The organism is Streptomyces sp. NPDC002057 (genome assembly GCF_040296665.1).
Lineage (GTDB): Bacteria > Actinomycetota > Actinomycetes > Streptomycetales > Streptomycetaceae > Streptomyces.
In genome coordinates, this window is record NZ_JBEOXR010000018.1 from 69,184 (window position 1) to 92,578 (window position 23,395).

At 72.8% G+C, this 23,395-nt stretch carries 21 protein-coding genes; 5 read left to right on the forward strand and 16 right to left on the reverse strand.

The features are described 5' to 3' along the window. Positions 1-20 precede the first annotated feature (20 nt). Complete coding sequence (locus ABT129_RS16770) at positions 21-407, forward strand: hypothetical protein (RefSeq protein ID WP_351901494.1); 387 nt, start codon at positions 21-23, stop codon at positions 405-407. Here ABT129_RS16770 and ABT129_RS16775 read toward each other — a convergent pair. The 4 genes from ABT129_RS16775 to hrcA all read right to left on the reverse strand — a co-directional run bounded on the left by ABT129_RS16775 (position 404) and on the right by hrcA (position 4,504). Next, positions 404-1,147 carry a 16S rRNA (uracil(1498)-N(3))-methyltransferase gene (locus ABT129_RS16775; protein ID WP_351901496.1) on the reverse strand — a complete coding sequence of 248 codons (744 nt, stop codon included), beginning with the start codon at positions 1,145-1,147 and terminating at the stop codon, positions 404-406. The genes ABT129_RS16770 and ABT129_RS16775 overlap by 4 nt on opposite strands. Continuing rightward, on the reverse strand, positions 1,144-2,226 hold the full coding sequence (locus ABT129_RS16780) for a nitronate monooxygenase (protein ID WP_351901498.1): 1,083 nt from the start codon (positions 2,224-2,226) through the stop codon (positions 1,144-1,146). Before ABT129_RS16780 ends, ABT129_RS16775 begins: the two co-directional genes overlap by 4 nt. A gap of 121 nt (positions 2,227-2,347) precedes the next feature. After that, positions 2,348-3,484, reverse strand: coding sequence for a molecular chaperone DnaJ (dnaJ, locus tag ABT129_RS16785; protein ID WP_056559063.1), 1,137 nt, complete (start codon positions 3,482-3,484; stop codon positions 2,348-2,350). After that, complete coding sequence (hrcA, locus tag ABT129_RS16790) at positions 3,485-4,504, reverse strand: heat-inducible transcriptional repressor HrcA (protein ID WP_351901501.1); 1,020 nt, start codon at positions 4,502-4,504, stop codon at positions 3,485-3,487. It lies immediately after the preceding gene. Positions 4,505-4,652: 148 nt separating this feature from the next. Here hrcA and ABT129_RS16795 point away from each other — a divergent pair, with 148 nt between their 5' ends. Together ABT129_RS16795 and ABT129_RS16800 are read left to right on the forward strand one after the other, a co-directional pair. Continuing rightward, positions 4,653-5,381 (forward strand): MBL fold metallo-hydrolase, encoded by a 729-nt coding sequence (locus ABT129_RS16795; RefSeq protein ID WP_351901503.1) that lies wholly within the window; start codon positions 4,653-4,655, stop codon positions 5,379-5,381. A 10-nt stretch (positions 5,382-5,391) separates the two neighbouring features. After that, positions 5,392-6,192, forward strand: a complete 801-nt coding sequence (locus ABT129_RS16800; RefSeq protein ID WP_351901505.1) for a DUF3097 domain-containing protein — start codon at positions 5,392-5,394, stop codon at positions 6,190-6,192. A gap of 95 nt (positions 6,193-6,287) precedes the next feature. On the opposite strand, the gene hemW is transcribed toward ABT129_RS16800, so the two are convergent. The 3 genes from hemW to lepA all read right to left on the reverse strand — a co-directional run bounded on the left by hemW (position 6,288) and on the right by lepA (position 11,535). Next, positions 6,288-7,529: a radical SAM family heme chaperone HemW gene (gene hemW / locus ABT129_RS16805; RefSeq protein ID WP_351901507.1), complete on the reverse strand. Its 1,242-nt coding sequence runs from the start codon at positions 7,527-7,529 to the stop codon at positions 6,288-6,290. Positions 7,530-7,607: 78 nt separating this feature from the next. Next, complete coding sequence (locus ABT129_RS16810) at positions 7,608-9,485, reverse strand: AMP-dependent synthetase/ligase (RefSeq protein WP_351901509.1); 1,878 nt, start codon at positions 9,483-9,485, stop codon at positions 7,608-7,610. 184 nt (positions 9,486-9,669) lie between these two features. Then, a complete protein-coding gene (gene lepA / locus ABT129_RS16815; protein ID WP_351901511.1) occupies positions 9,670-11,535 on the reverse strand; it encodes a translation elongation factor 4 in 1,866 nt (621 codons plus the stop codon). A 183-nt stretch (positions 11,536-11,718) separates the two neighbouring features. Between lepA and rpsT the strand changes: the two genes are divergently transcribed. Continuing rightward, positions 11,719-11,985, forward strand: a complete 267-nt coding sequence (gene rpsT / locus ABT129_RS16820; protein WP_351901513.1) for a 30S ribosomal protein S20 — start codon at positions 11,719-11,721, stop codon at positions 11,983-11,985. Between the two features lie 608 nt (positions 11,986-12,593). Here rpsT and holA read toward each other — a convergent pair. After that, a complete protein-coding gene (gene holA / locus ABT129_RS16825) occupies positions 12,594-13,583 on the reverse strand; it encodes a DNA polymerase III subunit delta (RefSeq protein WP_351901515.1) in 990 nt (329 codons plus the stop codon). 48 nt (positions 13,584-13,631) lie between these two features. On the opposite strand from holA, the gene ABT129_RS16830 reads away from it, so the two are divergent. After that, complete coding sequence (locus tag ABT129_RS16830; protein WP_502981788.1) at positions 13,632-13,892, forward strand: hypothetical protein; 261 nt, start codon at positions 13,632-13,634, stop codon at positions 13,890-13,892. 18 nt (positions 13,893-13,910) lie between these two features. Here ABT129_RS16830 and ABT129_RS16835 read toward each other — a convergent pair whose 3' ends face one another. The 8 genes from ABT129_RS16835 to ABT129_RS16870 form a co-directional block, all read right to left on the reverse strand. Beyond that, positions 13,911-14,849, reverse strand: coding sequence for a YceI family protein (locus tag ABT129_RS16835; protein ID WP_351901519.1), 939 nt, complete (start codon positions 14,847-14,849; stop codon positions 13,911-13,913). Between the two features lie 98 nt (positions 14,850-14,947). After that, entirely contained in the window at positions 14,948-15,811 is an 864-nt protein-coding gene (locus tag ABT129_RS16840; protein WP_351901521.1) for an arylamine N-acetyltransferase family protein, read from the reverse strand. Between the two features lie 30 nt (positions 15,812-15,841). Beyond that, entirely contained in the window at positions 15,842-17,104 is a 1,263-nt protein-coding gene (locus ABT129_RS16845) for an MFS transporter (protein ID WP_351901523.1), read from the reverse strand. A gap of 5 nt (positions 17,105-17,109) precedes the next feature. Beyond that, positions 17,110-17,730 (reverse strand): winged helix-turn-helix domain-containing protein, encoded by a 621-nt coding sequence (locus ABT129_RS16850; protein ID WP_351901525.1) that lies wholly within the window; start codon positions 17,728-17,730, stop codon positions 17,110-17,112. A 194-nt stretch (positions 17,731-17,924) separates the two neighbouring features. Further along, positions 17,925-20,483: a ComEC/Rec2 family competence protein gene (locus tag ABT129_RS16855; protein WP_351901527.1), complete on the reverse strand. Its 2,559-nt coding sequence runs from the start codon at positions 20,481-20,483 to the stop codon at positions 17,925-17,927. Beyond that, positions 20,480-21,514, reverse strand: a complete 1,035-nt coding sequence (locus ABT129_RS16860; protein ID WP_351901529.1) for a ComEA family DNA-binding protein — start codon at positions 21,512-21,514, stop codon at positions 20,480-20,482. The genes ABT129_RS16855 and ABT129_RS16860 overlap by 4 nt, the downstream gene beginning before the upstream one ends. Before the next feature lie 117 nt (positions 21,515-21,631). After that, positions 21,632-22,477: a DegV family protein gene (locus ABT129_RS16865; RefSeq protein ID WP_351901531.1), complete on the reverse strand. Its 846-nt coding sequence runs from the start codon at positions 22,475-22,477 to the stop codon at positions 21,632-21,634. Positions 22,478-22,552: 75 nt separating this feature from the next. Continuing rightward, complete coding sequence (locus tag ABT129_RS16870) at positions 22,553-23,305, reverse strand: hypothetical protein (protein WP_351901532.1); 753 nt, start codon at positions 23,303-23,305, stop codon at positions 22,553-22,555. Positions 23,306-23,395 lie beyond the last annotated feature (90 nt).

The following is a 23,395-nucleotide window of genomic DNA, read 5'->3' on the forward strand; positions in this document are numbered from 1 at the left end:
CCGGGCGTAGGGTGCGCCGCATGAGACGGACGCGCGCACCGCGCAGACTGACGGTGGACGGGGCGGTGTGGCTGTGGAACGTCGGCCACACCCACCCGGAGTGCCGGACGTACCTGACCCTGCGCCCGGCCGGGACCCGCCACACCGGTCTCCGGCTCGTCTTCCGGAGCGGCCCGGGCCGCGTCACGGGCGGGTACACGACGGGCGCCGGCGAGGTGGCCGCCACGGACGGCGGCCGGCTCAACCTGAACGAGCCGGGCGTGGTCCGCCGCTTCCTCGACGAGGCCTCGGCCCGCGGCCTCTTCCCGGCCGCGCACGGCGTACGCGAGACGGACGGCTGGCCCCTCTTCGACGTCCTGACGGGAGCGGAGGGGCGGGAGGGACCGGCGAACGGCCCCCGCGTCTAGCTCCAGCGCCCCGTACGCCCCAGGACGAGCGCCGTCGCCGCCGTGCCCGCCGTCGAGGTGCGCAGCACGCTGCGGCCGAGCCGGTACGGCTTCGCCCCGGCCGCCTCGAACGCGGCGAGCTCCTCCGGGGAGACCCCGCCCTCGGGGCCGACGACCAGCACGACCGAGCCCTTCTCGGGGAGTTCGGCGGTGGCGAGCGCCCCGCTCGGGTGGTCGCGGTCCTCGTGCAGGACGGCCGCGAAGTCGGCCCCCGCGAGAAGGGCCGCGACCTGCTTGGTCGTCATCGGGTCCGCGACCTCGGGGAACCGGGAGCGGCGCGACTGCTTGCCGGCCTCGCGCGCGGTGGAGCGCCACTTGGCGAGCGCCTTGAGGCCCCGGTCGCCCTTCCACTGCGTGATGCAGCGGGAGGCGGCCCACGGCACGATCCCGTCGACGCCGGTCTCCGTCATCGTCTCGACGGCGAGTTCGCCCCGGTCGCCCTTGGGCAGTGCCTGGACGACGGTGATCCGGGGCTCCTCCTCGGGATCCTCGTGGACCGCGTCGACCCGCACGGTCAGCTGGTCCTTGCCCTCGGCGGCGAGCACCACGCACGCGGCCCAGCGGCCCCGGCCGTCGGCGAGGACGAGCTCCTCGCCCTCCCGCAGCCGCTTCACGGAGACGGCGTGCCGGCCCTCGGGGCCGTCCAGGAGGAAGCTTCCGGCGCCGGGGACGGCGTCGACGACGAAGACGGGTGCGGTCATGAGGCGCTCCTGGGGGCCAGCTCGGAGAGGGCGGTGTCGAGTTCGGTGGCCAGCACCTCGACCAGCTGCCCGGCGGGGAGTTCACGGGCGAGCCGGTGGCCCTGCCCGGCCCACAGGGCCATGCCCTGGGCGTCGTTCGCGGTGGCGGCGGCCTTGCGGAGCGGGGCGGTGAGGTGGTGGATCTCGGGGTACGCGGCGGGGGCGTACGGCCCGTGCTCACGCATGAAGCGGTTGACCAGGCCGCGCGCCGGACGTCCGGAGAAGGCCCGGGTGAAGGCGGTCCGGGTGAACAGCGGGTCCGTCAGGGCCCGCTTGTGCAGCGGGTGGGCGCCCGACTCGGGGCAGCGGAGGAAGGCGGTGCCGAGCTGGGCCGCGTCGGCCCCGGCGGCCAGGACGGCGGCGATCTGGGCGCCGCGCATGATCCCGCCGGTGGCGACGATCGGCAGGGCGACGCTCTCGCGGACCTGGGTGAGGAGGGCGAGCAGTCCGGTGCCGGGGGCGCCGTCGTCGGCCGGGTCGTCGCGGTGGGTGCCCTGGTGTCCACCGGCCTCGACGCCCTGGACGCAGACGGCGTCGGCGCCGGCCTGCTGGGCGGCGAGGGCCTCCTCGGCGGAGGTGACGGTCACGATCGTGAACGTACCGACGCGGGCGAAGGAGGCCAGGGCCTCCGGCGTGGGGCAGCCGAAGGTGAAGGAGACGACGCGGACCGGGTCCTCCAGGAGGAGGGCCAGCTTGGCGTCGTAGGCGTCGTCGCGGCTGTCGTCGGCCTCGCCGAGCGGGACGTCGTACCAGGTGGCCTCGCCGGCCAGCTGGTGGCGGTAGACCTCGACGGCGGCGGGGTCGGCGGGCCGTCCGGTCTGTGGCATGAAGAGGTTGACACCGAAGGGGCGTGCGGTGAGCCCGCGCACCTGCTTGATCTCCTGGTAGAGGCCTCCGGCCGTCTTGTACCCGCCGGCCAGGAAGCCGAGCGCCCCGGCCTCGCAGACGGCTCCGACCAGCTCGGGGCAGGAGGCGCCACCCGCCATGGGGGCCTGCACGATCGGAAACCGAGAGAGATCGTTCAGTGCGGTGGTGGACATATGGGCATCGTGTCATGCCCCTGCTTCGGGGCCGAATCCGTACGTCAGGTCACGAGGCCATACGGAAGGGGCGGCACCCGCCTGTGCGAGTGCCGCCCCTCCCTGAACCGTTCCGCCGGGCCTACCGCCCGTTGAACGCGTCCTTCAACCGTGAGAACAACCCTTGCTGCCCCGGCTGGAACTGGCCGGTGGGCCGCTCCTCGCCGCGCAGCTTGGCCAGTTCGCGCAGCAGTCGTTCCTGCTCGGCGTCGAGCTTGCCCGGGGTCTGCACCTCGACGTGCACGATCAGGTCGCCCCGGCCGTTGCCCCGCAGGTGGGTGACGCCACGGCCGTGCAGCGGGATCGACTGGCCGGACTGGGTGCCCGGACGGACGTCGATCTCCTCCAGGCCGTCGAGGGTCTGCAGCTGCACCTTGGTGCCGAGCGCCGCCGCCGTCATCGGGAGGGTGACCGTGCAGTGCAGGTCGTCGCCCCGCCGCTGGAAGGTCTCGTGCGGGGTCTCGTGGATCTCGACGTACAGGTCGCCGGCGGGGCCGCCGCCGGGGCCGACCTCGCCCTCGCCCGCGAGCTGGATCCGGGTGCCGTTGTCGACACCGGCCGGGATCTTGACGGTGAGGGTACGGCGGGACCGGACCCGGCCGTCGCCCGCGCACTCGGGGCACGGGGTCGGGACGACGGTGCCGAAGCCCTGGCACTGCGGGCAGGGGCGCGAGGTCATGACCTGGCCCAGGAAGGACCGGGTGACCTGCGAGACCTCGCCGCGGCCGCGGCACATGTCACAGGTCTGCGCGGAGGTGCCGGGTGCGGCGCCCTCGCCCGAGCAGGTCGTACAGACGACCGCCGTGTCGACCTGGATGTCCTTGGTGGTGCCGAAGGCGGCCTCGTTGAGGTCGATCTCCAGACGGATCATGGCGTCCTGGCCGCGGCGGGTGCGCGAGCGCGGGCCGCGCTGCGAGGCCGTGCCGAAGAAGGCGTCCATGATGTCGGAGAAGTTGCCGAAGCCACCGGCCCCGAACCCGCCCGCGCCGCCTCCGCCGGAGGCCGAGAGGGGGTCGCCGCCCAGGTCGTAGACCTGCTTCTTCTGCGGGTCCGAGAGGACCTCGTAGGCGGCGTTGATCTCCTTGAAGCGTTCCTGCGTCTTCGGATCGGGATTGACGTCCGGGTGCAGCTCGCGCGCGAGCCTCCGGAACGCCTTCTTGATCTCGTCCTGGGACGCGTCGCGGCGCACGCCGAGTACGGCGTAGTAGTCCGTGGCCACTTACGACTCCGCCAGGATCTGTCCGACGTAACGTGCCACTGCGCGTACCGCTCCCATCGTTCCGGGGTAGTCCATGCGGGTCGGTCCGACCACGCCGAGTTTGGCGACTGCCTCGCCGCCCGAACCGTAGCCGACCGAGACGACGGACGTGGAGCTCAGCCCCTCGTGGGCGTTCTCGTGCCCGATGCGTACGGTCATGCCCGATTCCTTGGCCTCGCCCAGCAGCTTGAGGAGCACGACCTGCTCCTCCAGCGCCTCCAGGACGGGCCTGATCATCAGGGGGAAGTCGGGGCCGAAGCGGGTGAGATTGGCGGTGCCGCCGATCATCAGCCGTTCCTCGTGCTCCTCGACCAGGGTTTCCAGGAGGGTGGCGAGCACGGTCGAGACCGTGGCGCGGTCCTCGACCTCCTCGAAGGACTCGGGGAGGTCCTGCACCAGCTGCGGCACGTCGGCGAACCGGCGGCCGACGACCCGGCTGTTGAGCCGGGCCCGCAGATCGGCGAGCGAGGTCTCGCCGAAGGGCACGGGGCAGTCGATGACGCGCTGCTCGACCCGGCCGGTGTCCGTGATGAGGACGAGCATCAGGCGGGCGGGTGCCAGCGAGAGCAGTTCCACGTGCCGGACGGTCGAACGGGTCAGCGAGGGGTACTGGACGACGGCGACCTGCCGGGTCAGCTGCGCGAGCAGGCGGACCGTGCGGCCGACGACGTCGTCCAGGTCCACCGCGCCGTCGAGGAAGTTGTGGATGGCCCGGCGCTCGGGCGTCGACAGCGGCTTGACGCCGGCGAGCCGGTCGACGAAGAGGCGGTAGCCCTTGTCGGTCGGGATGCGGCCGGCGCTGGTGTGGGGCTGGGCGATGAAGCCCTCCTCCTCCAGCACGGCCATGTCGTTGCGCACGGTGGCGGGCGAGACGCCGAGCTTGTGGCGCTCGGTGAGCGCCTTGGAGCCGACCGGCTCCTCCGTCCCGACGTAGTCCTGGACGATGGCGCGCAGGACCTCGAGTCTGCGTTCGCTGAGCATGGTGCGCACCTCCAGCTGTCGTCGTCGTTCCGGTTGCTCCGCTTTTGGCACTCACCCTCTTCGAGTGCCAGCGACCCCCCGGCCAGTGTACGGCGGCGGGCGTCGCTCCTGGCAAGGCGGCGGTGCCCCCATCGGTTAGCGTCGCGGCATGGACGTGGATTGGGAAGCGTACGGGTGGGAGCGGCTCGCGGACGGTGTGGGCCGGCGACGGCTGCCGGGATGGGACGCCACGGTCGGACTGGTACTGGGGGAACGGGGCGTGCTGCTGTACGACACGGGCTCCTCGCTCGCGGAGGGCGCCGAGCTGCGGACCCAGATCACGGGGCTCACGGGCGGCCGGAGAGTGACGCACATCGCACTGAGCCATCCGCATTTCGACCATGTGCTCGGCACGGCGGCGTTCGCGGGCGCGGAGGTCTTCGGCGCGGTCGGCTCCGACGAGCTGCTCGGCCGGGAGCGGGAGCGGGAGGCGCTGCGCGGGGACGCCGTACGGCAGGGTCTCGACGCGTCGGCGGCGGCGGAGGCGGTGGACGTCCTGGTCTCCCCGCGCCACGTGGTCTCCGGCGAGTGGACGCTCGACCTGGGCGACCGGCAGGTCCTCCTGGCGAACGTCGGCCCCGCCCACACGGGTCACGACCTGGTGGTCCTCGTCCCCGGCTCGCGCGAGGTCGTCTTCTGCGGCGACCTGGTCGAGGAGTCGGGCGAGCCGCAGGCGGGCCCGGACGCGATCCCCGCCCGCTGGCCGGACGCGCTGGACCGGCTGCTGCGGCTCGGCGGCGAGGACGCGCTGTACGTGCCGGGGCACGGGGCGGTGGTGGACGCCGCGTTCGTACGACTCCAGCGGGAGGAACTGGCACGCCGCTTCCCGGTGGCCTAACGTCACCGAAATGCGCAGCTACAACCCGGATCTGACACCCCCTTGGAAGAAGTCGGCGCCCGTTCCCGAGGTGCCGGCCGACCGTGACCTCGTCGTCGAGGAGGTCACGACGGGCTTCTGCGGGGCGGTGATCGGCTGCGAGGCGGGCACGGTGACCCTGGAGGACCGCTTCGGCAAGCACCGGGTGTTCCCGCTGGACCCGCGCGGCTTCCTCCTGGAGGGCCGCGTGGTGACCCTGGTCCGCCCGTCCGCCGCTCCCGCGCGTCCGACCCGTACGGCCTCGGGCTCGATCGCGGTGCCGGGGGCCCGCGCGCGCGTGGCCCGGGCGGGCCGGATCTACGTCGAGGGCCGCCACGACGCGGAGCTCGTGGAGCGGGTCTGGGGCGACGACCTGCGGATCGAGGGCGTGGTCGTGGAGTACCTGGAGGGCGTGGACGACCTGCCGGCGATCGTCGCGGAGTTCGCCCCGGCGCCGGACGCCCGCCTCGGCGTCCTGGTGGACCACCTGGTCCCGGGCTCGAAGGAGTCGAGGATCGCGGCCCGGGTGACCTCGCCGGACGTCCTGGTCGTGGGCCACCCGTACATCGACGTCTGGGAGGCGGTGAAGCCCTCCTCGCTCGGCATCCCGGCCTGGCCGACGGTCCCGCGCGGCCAGGACTGGAAGACGGGCGTGTGCCGGGCCCTGGGCTGGCCGGAGAACACGGGCGCGGCCTGGCAGCACATCCTGTCGAGGGTGACGAGCTACCGGGACCTGGAACCGGAGCTGCTGGGCGCGGTGGAACGGCTGATCGACCACGTGACCGCGCCCTGACCTCTGGCCGGCTCGTTGCGCCGGCCGACGTCTCTCCCCCTGGCCCTCCCAACGGCGCGGGGCCCTACCGAGGGCCCGCGCCACCGGTAGCCGCCCTAATCCACCAGATCCCGCACCACGGCATCCGCCAGCAACCGCCCCCGCAGCGTCAGCACCGCCCGCCCGGCCGCGTACGGCTCGGCGTCGAGCAGCCCGTCGGCGAGCGCCTTGCGGGAGGCCGCGAGCCCGGCCGGCTTGAGCAGCGAAAGCTCCACGCCCTCCAGGAGCCGCAGTTCGAGGAGGATCCGCTCGACCCGCCGGTCCTCATCGGAGAGCAGCTCCCGCCCGGCCCCGGGCGACTTCCCTCCGGCGAGGGCGGCCGCGTACGTCCCGGGGTGCTTCACGTTCCACCAGCGCACGCCGCCGACGTGGCTGTGGGCTCCGGGGCCCGCGCCCCACCAGTCGGCGCCCCGCCAGTACAGCTCGTTGTGGAGGCAGCGGCCGGCCTCCGAGGTGGCCCAGTTGGACACCTCGTACCACTCGAACCCGGCCCCGGAGAGGACGTCCTCGGCGATCAGGTAGCGGTCGGCGTGCACGTCGTCGTCGGTCATCGGGACCTCGCCGCGCCGGATGCGGCGGGCCAGCTGCGTCCCCTCCTCGACGATCAGCGCGTAGGCGCTGACGTGGTCGGGTCCGGCGCCGATGGCCGCGTCGAGCGAGGCCCGCCAGTCGTCGTCGGTCTCGCCCGGCGTGCCGTAGATGAGGTCGAGGTTGACGTGGTCGAAGCCGGCCGCCCGCGCCTCCGCGACACAGGCCTCGGGCCGTCCGGGCGTGTGCGTCCGGTCGAGGATCTTCAGGACGTGCTGCTTGGCGCTCTGCATGCCGAAGGAGATCCGGTTGAAGCCGCCCTCCCGCAGCTCGGCGAGGTACGCGGGGTTCACGGACTCCGGGTTCGCCTCGGTGGTCACTTCGGCGTCGTCCGCGAGCCCGAACTCGTCGCGTACGGCCCCCAGCATCCGTACGAGGTCCCCGGCGGCGAGCAGCGTCGGCGTGCCCCCGCCGACGAACACGGTCCGCACCGGCCGGGGGTCGTCGCCGAGGACCTTCCGGGCGAGCCGGATCTCCTCGACGACCTGCTCGGCGTAGTTGTCCCGGGAGGCGAGCACGCCGCCGGTGCCGCGCAGCTCGCTCGCGGTGTAGGTGTTGAAGTCGCAGTAGCCGCAGCGGGTCGCGCAGTACGGCACGTGCAGGTAGAACCCGAGCGGCCGCTCCCCCGCCCCTTCCAGGGCGTGCGGGGGCAGCGCCCCGTCGTCGGGAACGGTCTCACCATCGGGCAGTACGGAAGGCATGAGCCCCATTGTCCCGCACCGGCCGAGGTGGACGCTCTCCCTGTGGACAAGCGGCCCGCCGCTTGTCCACAGGCCGGGCGCCGGAGGTCAGGACTCCCGGGATCCCGCGTACATCTCGTCGATGAGCCCCTTGTACTCGCGCTCCACAACCGGCCGCTTCAGCTTCAGCGACGGGGTGAGCTCGCCGTGCTCGATGTCGAGGTCGCGCGGGAGCAGACGGAACTTCTTGATCGTCTGCCAGCGCTGCAGGCCCTCGTTGAGGCGGTCGACGTACCCCTGGACCATCTTCACGGTCTGCGGGGCGGCGACGACCTCGGCGTACGACTTGCCCGCGAGGTCGTGGTCGGCGGCCCAGCCGAGGATGGAGGGCTCGTCCAGGGCGATCAGCGCGGTGCAGAAGTTCCGGTCGGCTCCGTGGACGAGGATGTTCGAGACGAACGGGCAGACGGCCTTGAACTGGCCCTCGACCTCGGCCGGCGCGATGTACTTGCCGCCGGACGTCTTGATCAGGTCCTTCTTCCGGTCGGTGATCCGGAGGTAGCCGTCGGCGGACAGCTCGCCGATGTCACCGGTGTGGAACCAGCCGTCGGACTCCAGGACCTCGGCCGTCTTCTCCGGCAGGCCGTGGTAGCCCTCCATGATGCCGGGGCCGCGCAGCAGGATCTCGCCGTCGTCGGCGATCCGGACCTCGGTGCCGGGGAGCGGCTTGCCGACGGTGCCGGTGCGGTAGGCCTCGCCCGGGTTGACGAAGGAGGCGGCGGAGGACTCCGTGAGGCCGTAGCCCTCCAGGATGTGGATGCCCGCGCCGGAGAAGAAGTAGCCGATGTCGGGGGCGAGCGCGGCGGAGCCGGAGATGCAGGCGCGCAGGTTGCCGCCGAAGGCGTCCCGGATCTTGGCGTAGACGAGGGCGTCGGCGACCTTGTGCTTGGCCGTGAGGCCGAAGGGCACGGAGGCGGTGCCGGTGCGGCGGAAGTTGTCCTGGCTGGCCTTGGCGTAGTCGCGGGAGACGCCGGCCGCCCACTGGAAGATCTTGTACTTGGCTCCGCCGGCGGCGCGGGCCTTGGCGGCGACGCCGTTGTAGACCTTCTCGAAGATGCGGGGAACGGCCGCCATGTAGGTCGGCTGGACCACCGGAAGGTTCTCGATGATCTTGTCGACGCGGCCGTCGACGGCGGTGACGTGGCCGACCTCGATCTGGCCGGAGGTGAGGACCTTGCCGAAGACGTGCGCGAGCGGCAGCCACAGGTACTGGACGTCGTCCTGGGTGACGAGGCCGGTGGCGGCGATGGCCTTGGCCATGTAGGACCAGTTGTCGTGCGGGAGGCGGACGCCCTTGGGGCGGCCGGTGGTGCCCGAGGTGTAGATGATCGTGGCGAGCTGCGTGGAGGTGATCGCCGCGACCCGCTCCTTGACGGCCTCGGGGTGCTTCTCCAGGTAGGCCTTGCCGCGCGCCTCCAGGTCGGCGAGGGAGAGGACCCACTCGCCGTCGCTCTCCACCCCGGTGGCGTCGATGACGATCACGTGGTGGAGGTGCGGCAGGTCGGCGCGGCGCTCGACGGCCTTGGCGAGCTGGGCGGCGTCCTCGGCGATGAGGACCCGGGACTCGGAGTCGGAGAGGATGAACGCCGACTCCTCGGCGTTCGTCTGCGGGTAGACCGTGGTGGTCGCGGCGGCCGCGCACATCACGCCGAGGTCGGCGAGGATCCACTCCACCCGGGTGGAGGAGGCGAGGGCGACCCGCTGCTCGGGCTGCACCCCCAGGTCGACGAGGCCCGCGGCGATCGCGTAGACCCGCTCGGCGGCCTGGCCCCAGCTGAGCGACTTCCAGTCGTCCGGGCCGGCACCGGAGGCGGCGGGGACCGGGTAGCGGTAGGCCTCCGCGTCCGGGGTCCGCTCGACGCGCTCAAGGAAGAGGGTCGCCACGGAGGGCGGCCGGTTCTCGATCTGGGTCTGTGTGTCGCTCACGACGTCCTCCGGGCGGCGGCGGTGCCTTCTGGTGGTTCGTAACTAACTGGCGAGTAACCTTCGAGTTCGGGATCAGAGTAAAGGCCCGACGACCGGCGCGTAAGAGTCTGCAGGCCGCCGCTTGATAACGAACGGGCCCACGCGCACCCTGCACGTGGACCCGTTCATCGACCGTCTCTTCCGGCTACTTCTTCTTGCCGGAGGACTCGTCGCTCGACAGCACGGCGATGAAGGCCTCCTGGGGCACCTCCACCGAGCCGACCATCTTCATGCGCTTCTTGCCTTCCTTCTGCTTCTCCAGCAGCTTCCGCTTACGGGAGATGTCACCGCCGTAGCACTTGGCGAGGACGTCCTTGCGGATGGCGCGGATGGTCTCGCGGGCGATGACCCGGGAGCCGATCGCGGCCTGGATCGGCACCTCGAAGGCCTGCCGCGGGATGAGCTCGCGCAGCTTGGCGACGAGCCGCACACCGTAGGCGTACGCGGCGTCCTTGTGGGTGACGGCGGAGAACGCGTCGACCTTGTCGCCGTGCAGCAGGATGTCGACCTTGACCAGGCTGGAGGCCTGCTCTCCGGTGGGCTCGTAGTCCAGGGAGGCGTAACCGCGCGTCTTGGACTTCAGCTGGTCGAAGAAGTCGAAGACGATCTCGGCGAGGGGCAGGGTGTAGCGGATCTCGACCCGGTCCTCGGAGAGGTAGTCCATGCCGATCAGCGTGCCGCGACGGGTCTGGCACAGCTCCATGATCGCGCCGATGAACTCACTGGGGGCGAGGATCGTGGCGCGTACGACGGGCTCGTACACGTCGTTGATCTTGCCCTCGGGGAACTCGCTCGGGTTGGTGACCGTGTGCTCGCTGCCGTCCTCCATGACCACGCGGTAGACCACGTTGGGGGCGGTGGCGATCAGGTCGAGCCCGAACTCGCGCTCCAGGCGCTCGCGGATGACGTCGAGGTGGAGCAGGCCCAGGAAGCCGACGCGGAAGCCGAAGCCGAGCGCGGCCGAGGTCTCCGGCTCGTAGACGAGCGCGGCGTCGTTGAGCTGGAGCTTGTCGAGGGCCTCGCGGAGGTCCGGGTACTCCGAGCCGTCCAGCGGGTAGAGGCCCGAGAACACCATCGGCTTCGGGTCCTTGTAACCGCCGAGGGCCTCGGTGGCGCCCTTGTTCAGGGAGGTGATCGTGTCACCGACCTTGGACTGACGGACGTCCTTCACACCGGTGATGAGGTAGCCGACCTCGCCGACGCCGAGACCGTCGGACGGCGTCATCTCCGGGGAGGAGACGCCGATCTCCAGGAGCTCGTGGGTGGCGCCGGTCGACATCATCTTGATGCGCTCGCGCTTGTTGAGCTGGCCGTCGACCACTCGCACGTACGTGACCACACCCCGGTACGAGTCGTACACGGAGTCGAAGATCATCGCGCGGGCGGGGGCGTCGGCGACACCGACCGGGGCGGGAACGTCGCGGACGACCCGGTCGAGCAGCGCGTCGACACCGACACCGGTCTTCGCGGAGACCTTGAGGACGTCCTCCGGCTGGCAGCCGATGAGGTTGGCCAGCTCCTCGGAGAACTTCTCCGGCTGGGCGGCCGGCAGGTCGATCTTGTTCAGCACCGGGACGATGGTGAGGTCGTTCTCCATCGCCAGGTACAGGTTGGCCAGGGTCTGCGCCTCGATGCCCTGGGCCGCGTCGACCAGCAGGACCGTGCCCTCACAGGCCGCGAGCGAGCGCGAGACCTCGTACGTGAAGTCGACGTGCCCGGGGGTGTCGATCATGTTCAGGATGTGCGTGTTGCCCTGGGCCGACCCCTCGGTCGGCGCCCAGGGCAGCCGGACCGCCTGAGACTTGATCGTGATGCCGCGTTCCCGCTCGATGTCCATGCGGTCGAGATACTGGGCACGCATCTGCCGCTGGTCGACCACACCGGTCAGCTGGAGCATCCGGTCGGCGAGCGTGGACTTGCCGTGGTCGATGTGCGCGATGATGCAGAAGTTGCGGATCAGAGCCGGGTCGGTACGGCTCGGCTCGGGCACGTTGGTAGGAGTCGCGGGCACGCAGGGTCTCGTCTCGGGGCGATGTCGGATCGATACGTAGGCTCCATGGTCCCATGCCCGTCGCCCTGCGCCCGGTTTGGGCGGCCACGAGGGCGGCTGATACTGTGGACAGCTGTGTCTCGTATGCCCTCTCAGCTGCGAGGCGCATCCAGAAGGAACATCGAACCTGTAAAGGCTCTTTTCGTGGCGAACATCAAGTCCCAGATCAAGCGGAACAAGACGAACGAGAAGGCGCGCCTGCGCAACAAGGCCGTCAAGTCCTCGCTCAAGACCGCGATCCGCAAGGCCCGCGAGGCCGTCGCCGCCGGCGACGTCGAGAAGGCGACCATCGCCACTCGTGCCGCCTCGCGTCAGCTCGACAAGGCTGTCTCGAAGGGTGTCATCCACAAGAACGCCGCCGCCAACAAGAAGTCGGCGCTGGCGATCAAGGCTGCCTCCCTCCAGGGCTGAGCTCTGATGTAACAGGCCGCACGGGACCCAGCGGGCCCTCTCTCCCGCTCCCGCCCGGCCACCCAGGACTCGCACGCGGACGCGTTCGCCACGCGGGTGCGAGCCCACCAGCTCACCCCGAAGGCCCCGCCCCCTCCTTCCCCAGGAGGCGACCGGGGCCTTCGGCGTGTCCGGAGCTGGATGGGGCTGGAGAGGGCTGGACGGAGGCTGTTCGGGACGGTCCACCGCCCCCAGGGGTCCGGGGCGCAGCCCCCAGGGGTCCGGGGCGCAGCCCCCAGGGGTCCGGGGCACAGCCCCAGGGGGGTCCGGGGCACAGCCCCAGGGGGGTCCGGGGCACAGCCCCAGGGGGGTCCGGGGCACAGCCCCAGGGGGGTCCGGGGCACAGCCCCGGGAACCCGCCCTTAACCCCGACCCCCACCAGCCCCCGGCAGGGTTTCGGGAAGGGGCGGGGTGGGGGAAGGTCCCCACCGGCCACCATCCACCCCGCACGGACCGACCACGCCGTCCGCCCGACAACCCAGCAGGGACAGGGACAGCAAGCCAAACCGCCGGGCCCCACGGGGCAGCAACCGGCAACCCCTGAGGGCGGCCGGCACGGACCCCGCCCCCTACCCCCGCCGCATCCTCGCCGCCCGCGCCACCGCGACCACCGCCTTCTCCAGGGCGTACTCCGGGTCGTCCCCGCCGCCCTTCACCCCCGCGTCCGCCTCCGCGATCGCCCGCAGCGCCACCGACACCCCGTCCGGGGTCCAGCCCCGCATCTGCTGCCGTACGCGGTCGATCTTCCAGGGCGGCATGCCCAGCTCCCGCGCCAGGTCGGCGGGGCGCCCGCCCCGCGCAGACGACAGCTTGCCGATCGCCCGTACACCCTGTGCGAGCGCACTGGTGACGAGCACCGGCGCGACCCCGGTCGAGAGGGACCAGCGCAGCGCCTCCAGGGCCTCCGCCGCCCGCCCCTCGACCGCGCGGTCCGCGATGTTGAAGGAGGAGGCCTCGGCGCGGCCCGTGTAGTACCGCCCGACGACGGCCTCGTCGATCGTCCCGTCGACATCGGACGTCAGCTGCGCGACGGCGGAGGCGAGCTCCCGCAGGTCGCTGCCGATCGAGTCCACGAGCGCCTGGCAGGCCTCGGGCGTGGCCGCCCGCCCCAGCGTCCGGAACTCCTGCCGGACGAACGTCAGCCGTTCCGCCGGCTTCGTCGTCTTCGGACAGGCCACCTCCCGCGCCCCCGCCTTGCGCGCCGCGTCGAGCAGGCCCTTGCCCTTGGCGCCGCCCGCATGCAGCAGGACGAGCGAGATGTCCTCGATGGGGCCGTCGAGGTAGGCCTTGACGTCCTTGACCGTGTCGGCGGACAGGTCCTGGGCGTTCCGCACGATCAGCACCTTGCGCTCGGCGAAGAGCGAGGGGCTGGTGAGCTCCGCCAGCGAGCCGGGCTGGAGCTGGTCGGGCATGAGGTCGCGCACGTCCGTGTCGGCGTCGGCGGCCCGGGCGGCCGCCACCACCTCCTGGACGACGCGGTCGAGGAGCAGGTCCTCCTGCCCCACGGCGAGCGTCACGGGGCCGAGGAGGTCGTCGGGGGAAGTCTTTCTGGTGGCCATCGCGATCCAGCATCCCACGGGCCACCGACAGTCGGGCCCCCGACGGCGATGCCCGAGAATGGCGGGGTGAGTGAACGACACGTACTGGTACTCCCCGACCGCGACGCCGCCGAAGAGGTCGCCGGGGAGCTTCCCGACCGATTCGGCGTCGCCGAGGAACCGCAGCTCGTCCGGGACTCCCTGGCCGGTGAGGACGACGCCGAGGACGCCCAGTGGCTGGTGGTCGTCGAGGACCCGCACGGCCGGCTCGACCCGGCGGCGCTGGACGACCTGGCCGCCGAGTACGAGGGCTGGCTGGAGGCCCCCTAGCTCCCCCGGCGCGGCGCCTCAGCCCCGCGCCGCCGAGTGGCGCACGGCCCGTTCGGGCACGACCTGCTCGGGCTCGAACCGCTGGGGCACGATCTGAACGTCCAGATCGATGCTGATGCTGGATCCGACCGCCGCGATCCCCCGCGCGAGCAGCGTCCGCCAGGTGAGGGTGAAGTCCTCCCGGTGCAGCTCGGTGGTGGCCCGGCAGGCGCACCGGGTCTCTCCTTCGAGGCCGCTGCCGAGGCCGAGGTACCGGGTGTCGAGCGTCACCGTGCGGCTCACCCCGTGGAGGGTGAGCGCCCCGGTGACCGCCCAGCGGTTGCCGCCCCGGTGCGTGAAGCGCTCGCTGAAGAACTCCAGCGTCGGGTGGGCCCCGACGTCGAGGAAGTCGCCGGAGCGCAGGTGGTCGTCGCGCATCCGCACGCCGGTGTCGATGGAGGACGCGTCGATGACGACGTGCAGGGCGGAGTGCTCCATGCGGTCGCCGATCCGCACCGCGCCGGCGAAGCTGTTGAACCGGCCGTGGATGCGCGCGAGGCCGATGTGGCGTGCGGTGAAGCCGATCTGCGAGTGGGTGGGGTCGATCTCCCAGTCGCCGGGCTCAGGGAGTTGGGGCTGCGGGGCGATCTGCAGCAGGACGTCCCCGAGCCCCGTGTGACCGCCTTCGGTGACGACGGCGCTGCCGTGGTGAGGCGTGTAGCCCTCGGCGGTGACCGCGAGCCGGTACTCGCCCGCCGGCACGGTCGCGAAGGCCGTGCCGTACGGGTCGGTCTCCCCGGCGATCACCTTGCGGCCCGCGGTGTCGCTGACGACGAACTCGGCCCGCCGGACGGGTTCGTGCACGGGGTCGAGCACCCGGCAGGTCAGCACTCCGGCCGAGGCGGGAACGGTGACACCGGCGAGCGGACCGCCTCGCGCGGCGCCCGCCGCACGCTTCCCGAAGAGACGATCGAACATTCTTCACGCACCCCCGTGCGACTCGTTCACTGTGCAACGAATTCGCATTCGATCATCACTGGGGCGTTCGAGGCAAACCGGTCAAGTGGCAGCAAGCGTTACTGAGGGTTCGAATCGGAAATTCCACCCCGCACGACCGGCAGCACGTCGAGTGCGATCCCGAACAGGTCCCGGTACGCGCTCCGCGCCTCCTCCTCGCTCCCGAGGATCCGCTCGCCGCGCTCGCCCCGGGTCCGGGTGATCAGCTTCCGGCCGCTGAGGGTGATCCGGCCCTCCTCGGTGAGCAGGGAGCAGACGAGGCTGCGCGGGAAGTGCGAGTCGGGCGAGGTCCGGTGGTACCAGGCACCCGCCGTGAAGTCGGCGAGCTCACGCGGCCGCCGCTCCACCCGGTACTGCGGCTTCCCGTCCCGCAGCACGTCCAGGTCGCCCTCGGGGGCCTCCACGATCCGGAACACACCGCCCGGGTCCCGCTGGTCCCCCCGCTCGTCGAAGTCCAGCGGGAAGGTGCTGTGGTCGCCGAACCCGACGTCGGCCAGCCGGCGTTCCCCCTCCGCCGTCTCCACGAGCAGGGCCATGTGGTCGTACGGGATGCCCGGCCGTCCCTCGTCCCCGAAGACCCGGGCCTGGAGCAGCGAGACCCGGTACCCGAGCCCCCGCAGCAGTACGGCGAACGCGGTGTTGACCTCGTAGCAGAAGCCGCCCCTGCGGGCACCGACCACCTTGCCGAGCAGCGCCCTCTCGTCCAGGACGATGTCCTCGCCGAGGTGGATGGACAGGTTCTCGAACGGCACGGTGAGCAGGTGACGCAGGTGCAGCGCGCGCAGTGCGGGGGCGTCCGCCCGGACCGGCCGCTCCGCGCCGATCCGTCGCAGATGGGCCTCGACCTCGGACACCGAAGGCACGGAGGACTCGGACGGAACGGGGGACTCGGACGGAACGGAGGGCGTCGGCTCTGTGGTCATGCGCGCAGTCTGCCGCGCCGGAGAACTCCCCTATCCGACGGGCGCCGATTCCCCTTCGCCGGTGGGCAGCTCCCTCATCCGCGGCAGCGGCGACGGCAGCACCCACAGCACCGCGAGGACGGCTCCGACGGTGGCGATCCACAGGGTCGGACGCAGCCCGATCGCGGTGCCGAGCAGGCCTCCGACGAGTGCGCCGATGGGGCGGAACCCGTGGTTGAGGGTCCGGAAGGCTCCCATGACGCGGGCCCGTACGGCGTCGGGGATCAGCGCCATCTGGAACGACCCCGCGGCGATGTCCACGATCATCACGCCGACGCAGGAGAGGAACTCCGCCACGAACAGCACGGCCACCACCAGCGGCAGCGGCCCTTCGGCCAGGGGGATGAGGATCAGGGGCAGCGTGAACCCGAGGAACCCGGCGACGAGCGAGCCGCCGATGCCGATCCGCCGGACGACCGCCCCGCTGCACACCGCTCCGAGGAGGCCGCCCACGGCTCCCGCTCCGAGAATCAGGCCGAGCAGGCCCGCGCCGATGCCCAGTTCGGTGGTCACGTACAGCACGAAGAGGGTGTGGAACATGTAGTTGAAGAACTGCACGGTTCCGGAGGCGGCGAAGAGCGCGCGCATCGAACGCTCCCGGACCAGCCAGCGCAGCCCCTCCGTGAAGTGCCCCTTGGCCACGGGGGCCGGCGGAGGTTCGACCGGCTTGATCCGGGCCAGGTAGCCGGCCGACACCAGATAGGTGAGGGCGTCCGCGAGCAGGGCGAAGGGGGCGGTGAGGAACTGTACGAGAAGTCCGCCGACCCCGGGCCCCGCCAGCCAAGCCGTCGAACGGCTGCCGTTGACCAGCGCGTTCGCCTGCACATAGCGCTCGGTGGGGACGAGCGCCACGAACAGCGTGGTGTTGCAGACCTCGAAGAGCACGGTGAGCGCGCCGATCCCGAAGGCCACCACGTACAGCTGGGTGAGCGTCAGCACGTCCAGCGCGTACGCCACGGGGAGCGTCAGCACCAGTACCGCCCGCCCGATGTCGGCCGCGATCATGGTGCGTCTACGGCTGGCCTGCCGGTCGGCCCAGGCGCCGAACGGCAGGTTGAGCAGGAGCGCGGGCAGGAGTTCGGCGGCCTTGAGCCACCCCATCGCCGTGGCGTCGGCGCCGAGTACCAGGACGGCGGCGAGCGGGATCGCCATGAGCGATATCTGGTCTCCCGCGAGGGAGATGGTCTGCCCGGTCCAGTAGCGGCGGAAGGTCCGCTCGCGCAGCAGCTCCGGTATGCGTTCCGCGAGGGTCATCCCGCTCACTCCTTCTCGTTCTCGGGGGATTCCTGGTCCAGGTAGGCGATCCGCAGGACGATGACGGGCCGGGCGCCCTCCGGCCGGAGGGACGGGTCGGACGCGCGCGCCTCGTAGGGCATGAGCAGGGAGTTGATCCGTTCGCCGAGGGAGGTCAGCTCCTCGGGGGTGAGGTGGAGCAGGGAGTCGCCGAACTGCTCGGCCTCCCGCCACTCCTTCGGCAGCCGGTGACGGTTCTCCATGGCGGCGGTGACCCGCTCGAAGTACCGCTCGGCGATCGCGGCGCTCAGCGCGTCGGCGGCCTGCGAGACCGCCGCGTCCTCGCTGTACTCCGGCCACTCGGTGTAGCGCGCCGTGGCCCGCCAGGGCTTCTCCCGCCCCCGGCCGCCCGGCGCCTCCTCCACGAGGCCGTACTTGGCGAGTATCCGCAGGTGGTAGGAGCAACTGGCGACGGACTCCCCGGTCAGCTCCGCGGCCCGCGTGGCGGTGAAGGGTCCGCTGCCGCGCAGGAGTCCCACGAGGGTCATCCGCAGGGGGTGGGCGTAGGCCCGCAGGGCGCGGGGGTCGGTGAGTCGAATACTGCGGGGCTGCTCGCCCTCGGGCCGTGGGTCACTGGTCTCCGGCATGATGGAAAGATAGCTTTAGAAAGACTTCTTTACAAGCATTTCTTTACACCGGCGGGCCGCCCCTCCGGACCTCCTCCCGTCGCCACGACCACACCCCCCGCCGCTCCCCCTCGACCCGGCCACGAGCCCCGTCCCCCTCCCCTCACCACGGCCCCGCGCCCCTCACCCTCCCCTCGGCACAGCCGCCGACCGCCTCACCCTCCCCTCGGCACCGCCACGAGTCCGGGCCCCGCCCCCACCACCGCGATCGCCCCGTCCCGATCGGTCCGCAGCACCCTCGCCCCACCGCCCCGCAACGCCTCCACCGTCCGGGGCGAGGGATGCCCGTACGGGTTGTCCCGCCCCGTCGACACCAGCGCGAGCCTCGGCCGTACGGCCCGTATCAGCCCCGGGTCCTGGTGGGCGGAACCGTGGTGGGCCACCTTGAGCACGTCCACCGGCGCGAGAGCGGGATGGGCCCGCAACAACGCCCGCTGCGCCGGCGGTTCCAGATCACCGAGCAGCAGCAGGGTCAGCCCTCCTGCGGCCCGGACGAGGAGCGTGACACTGGCGTCGTTCGGCCCGGCGGAGGACTCACCGGCTCCCACCGTCGGCCAGAGCACCCGCCAGTCCAGCTGCCCGATCCTCCTCCGCTCCCCGGGCCCGGCACGGATCAGCGGCACCCGCGCGGCCGCCGCAGTCCGCCGCACGAACGCGGCCTGCGCGGGCGGCTCTTCGAGCCCCGTCGTCTGGATCGCCGCCACCGAGCGCCCCCGCAGCACCCCCGGCAACCCGGCCACATGGTCCGCGTGGAAGTGGGTCAGCACCAGCAACGGCACCCGGCGCACCCCGAGTTCACGCAGACAGCGATCCACCGGCACGGGGTCGGGGCCGGCGTCCACCACGACGGCCGCGTCGCCGCCCACGGCGAGGACCGTCGCGTCCCCCTGCCCCACCTCGCACATCGCGAACACCCAGCCCGGCGGCGGCCATCCGGTGGCCCACCGGGCCAGCGGGGCCGGCCGCACCACCACCAGGAGCAGCAGGGCGGCGACGAGCACACCGACCGTCCCCCGGTACGGCAGCCGGCGCACCCCGAGCACCACGGCGGCCGTGAGCAGCGCGAGGGCGAGGCCGCCCCACCATCCGCCGGGCCAGGACAGTTCCGCCCCCGGCAGGGCAGCGCCCGTGCGGGCCACCCGGGCGATCCACCCGGCGGGCCACCCCGCCACCCACGCCAGGCCCTCCGCGCCCGTGGTCCACACCGGCGCCAGGGCGAGCGTGGCGAAGCCGAACACCGTCGCGGGCGCCACCGCGAGCTCGGCGAACAGGTTCGCCGGGATCGCGACCAGACTGACCCGGGCGGCGAAGACCACCACGACGGGAGCGCACACCGCCTGCGCCGCGAGTGACGCGGCCAGCGCCTCCGCGAGCCGGTCGGGCACACCGCGCCGCCGCAGGGCCTCGCTCCACCGCGGAGCGATCGTCAGGAGCGCTCCGGTGGCCAGGACCGAGAGCAGGAACCCGTAACTGCGCGCGAGCCAGGGGTCGTAGAGCACCAGGACGAGGACGGCGGCGGCCAGCGCGGGGATCAGCGATCTCCGCCGTCCGGTGCCGATCGCGATCAGCACGACGAGACCGCAGGCCGCGGCGCGCAGCACGCTCGGATCCGGCCGGCAGACCACCACGAAGGCGAGCGTCAGCGCGCCTCCGGCCACCGCGGTGACCCGCAGGGACAGGCCGAGCCGGGGGGCGAGCCCGCCCCGCTCCACCTGGTGCGCCCGCCCCGGACGCCCGACGAGCAGCAACAGGACGATCGACAGATTGCTTCCGCTGACGGCGAGCACATGCGTGAGATCCGTGGCCTCGAAGGCGGCCCGCAGCTCGGGCCCGATCCGGGAGGTGTCCCCGACGACCAGGCCGGGCAGCAGGGCCCGCGCGTCCGGATCGAGCCCCTCGGTCGCCCGTCGCAGTCCGGCGCGCAGCTCCCCCGCCGCCCGTTGCGGCGTGCTCGGTGCGCCGATCACACGGGGCGGTCCGGCCCCGTCGACCTTGAGCACCGCCGCGAAGGGGTCTCCGGACCGCGAGGGCGGCGCGAGGCGGGCGCCGACCCGCAGCCGGGTGGAGGGCAGGAGCCGCAGCCATTCCTCCCTCCCCTCGCCCGGCGGCACGATCAGCAGCACCGGCGCCCTGGTCCGGTGGACCGTGCCGTCCGATCGCTCGGCCCGGGTCACCTCGCCGTCCAGGAGGACGGAGACCGGCGCCGTCGCGCTCCCCCGCACCCGGGGCCGGGTGAGTTCGGGATCGGAGGTCACCGTCACCTCCAGCTGCGCCCGCGCGTACTCCCGCGCCAGAGCCGGTACGGGTCCGCGCCGCAGGTCCGCCGCGTGCAGCCCCGCCGAGGTGGCCCCAGCCGCGGCACACAGCAGGACCCCGACCCACGCGGTCGCCCGCAACCGCCACCCGGGCGTGGGCCCCCGCTCCCCGCCGCCACCGTGACCGCCACCACCGCTCGTGCCGCCGAACCACCGGCGCGGGAGCGGTGTCATCAGGACGCCGGCTCCCGCCAGACAGACCGCGACACCCGCCACCGTCCACCACCCGGCGACACCCACCGCGCAGGCCGCCGCCGCCCAGGCCGCCACCGCGAGCGGCACGAGCCGGAGATCGGCGGGCGCCTCCTTCCAGGAGGACTCGCCCGAGGATTCGTCCGAGGGCGCGGGCGAGGAGTCACGGAGCCCCCGCTCCCCCGCCGTCGCCTCGACGCGGCTCATGGCCGGACCAGGGGTTCGAGGTCGGCGAACCGCCGCTCACCGATGCCGTTGACCTCGCGCAGCTCCCCGACCGACCGGAAGCCGCCGTGCTCCACGCGATGGTCGACGATGTGCCGGGCAAGGACCGGGCCGACGCCCGGGAGGGTGTCGAGCTGCTCCACCGTGGCCGTGTTGAGGCTCAACGGCACCGCCGGCCCGCCACCCGCCCCGCTTCCCGGAGCGGGACCGGAGCCGGAGCCACCGGGGGCGCCGCCGGCCGGCGCCCCGGGCAGACCGACGAGAACCTGCTCGCCGTCGAACAGCACACGTGCCCGGTTGAGTCCGGTGAGGTCGGCGCCGGGCTTCGCCCCGCCCGCGGCCCGCAGGGCGTCCGCCACCCGTGAGCCCGCGGGCAGGGTCAGCACCCCGGGCCTGCGCACCTTGCCGCCGACGTCGACGATCACCCGCGCCCCGACGGCCGCCGGCACCGGCTGGGAACCCGGCCGCGCCCCCGGCCCCGGACCGGTGGGTGGGGCGGGTGCCGCCGCGACGGGGGCGGAGCGGACGAGCTCGGGAGCACGCACCGGCTCCGGCCGCCCCGTCCAGAAGTACCCGCCCGCGAGACCCGCTGCCACGATCAGGACCACCGTCAGCGCGGCCAGCGCCCTCGGTTCGAGCCCGCACCGCGTCTGCACCCACACCGGGGTCCGCTCCCGCAGCGCCTCCCTCAGCCGCGACCACGGGCCGGGCGGTGACCCACGCTCCAGCGCCTCGGGCGCACTCACCACCCCCGGGGCCTCGGCCTCGCCGACCGCCTCCACCGGCGACGCCGCCGGGAACAGCGCGTCCCCCCGCCGCCGTACGACGGCCTCGGGAACCGTGGCGGGCCGCCTGACCCGGGTCCGCCTCCCGGCGCGCCCAGGAGGCGCGCCACGCCCTCCGGAACGGCCGCGCCCGTCGGACCCGGGCGCCCTGCCGGGACCGCTGGTGGGAGAACCCGCCGAGCCGAGGACGCCGGGGGTGGTCGATGCGATGCGTGTACGAGGAGTCATGCAGGTGACGGTAGGAACCACCACCGCCCCGTGCGGGGCTCATCCGCGTTCCGTGGACGGAGCCCCCACTGTGGACAACTCCGTCACCCTCCCGAGGGACAAGGCTCGGGGAGCGGATCAGCGCGGCGAGACGACGACCGCGAGCAGTCCGGGTCCCGTGTGGGCGCCGATGACCGCCCCCACCTCGCTGACGTGGAGTTCTCCCATGCCCGGTAGCCGCTCCCCGAGCCGGTCCGCGAGGGCGGCCGCGCGCTCGGGCGCGGAGAGGTGGTGGACGGCGATGTCGACGGGGCCGGCGCCGGCGCGTTCCACGGCGATCTCCTCGAGCCGTGCGATGGCCTTCGAGGCCGTCCGCACCTTCTCCCTCAGCTCGATCCGTCCGCCTTCGAGTTCGAGGAGCGGCTTCACCGCGAGCGCGGAGCCGAGCAGCGCCTGAGCCGTCCCGATGCGCCCGCCGCGACGCAGGTGGTCCAGGGTGTCGACGTAGAAGTAGGCGGAGGTCCCCTCGGCGCGCTTCTCGGCCGCCGCGACCGCCTCGTCGAGCGAACCGCCCGCCTCCGCGACCTGCGCGGCCGCCAGGACGCAGAAGCCCAGTGCCATGCCCATCATGCGGGTGTCCACCACCCGTACGGGCACGGGTGCGTCCTTCGCGGCGAGCACGGCCGCGTCGTAGGTTCCGGAGACCTCGGCGGAGAGGTGGAGCGAGACGATGCCCTTCGCACCCGCCTCGGCGGCCTCGCGGTAGGCCTCGGCGAAGATCTCGGGGCTCGGCCGCGAGGTGGTGACGGGCCGCTTCTTCTGCAGGGCCTCGACGAGGGCCTTGGCCGATACCTCGGTGCCCTCCTCAAGGGCGCGGTCGCCGATGACCACGGTCAACGGGACCGTGATGATGGCGTGCCGCTCCCTCGTCTGGCGTGGCAGGTAGGCCGTGGAATCGGTGACGATCGCGACATGCCGGGACATGAGCGGGAGGTTACCCGCCGGGGCCGCCGCGCGGCAGTCCGGCCCCACCCCGGACACGACCGAGCACCCGTTCCGTCAGGTGGTGGTCTCCGGCCGGGCCGACTTCTCCCAGGGGTAGGCGGTCAGTCGGGGATCGGGCGCCGTGATCGCGGGCTGCTCGCCACCGGCCTCCGGACCCGTGTGCCCGGACGCGGCGCCCGGGCCCTCGTGACCCGGTGCGGCCCTCGGCACCGTGTTCCCGGAGGTCGCTCCCGGTGCCGTGCCGTGCGTGGTCTCGGGACCCGTGGTCCAGTGCCGCAGCGCACCCGCTTCGACGTCGATCTGCTCGCTGAGCGTCGACAGGTCGTCCTCGGCGAACTTCAGGGCGCGGTCCCGGGCGGCGCGGCGCAGCGCGTCGGCCGAGCTCGTGATCCGCTCGGTCCGCGCGGCGAGTTCGGGGAGCTGCCCGGACACCCACGTCTTGTCGGGCTCCCGCTCAAGGCGCTTGAGGTCCCCGTCCAGTTCGATCCCGTGCGCGCTGAGCCGGTGGAACAGGTCGAGCGACTCCTTCAGGGAGGCGTCCTCTCCCACCCCGGCCTGCAGCGCCTCCTGCGTGGCCCGCATGGAGGTGCGCAGCGAGAGCCGGAGCCGGGCGAGCTCGCCCTGGACTCCGGTCTGACCGAAGCTCTTGGCCCGCAGCGTGGTGTCCTCGACCGTGCGCCGGGCCTGGCCCAGGGTGCGGTCGACGCCGCGCTTGGTGGCCTTGACCGCCTTCACGGTGACGAAGACGCCCAGCGCCACGAAGGACAAGAAGAGCAGCGCCATGATCGTGATGATGGCTTCTTCCATGTGCGCCCCTCCGGCGTCTGTGGGTCACCACGGGTGTGGTCCCTCCACCGTAAACGGAACGGGCAGGCCGAGGGTTCCATCGGAACCCCC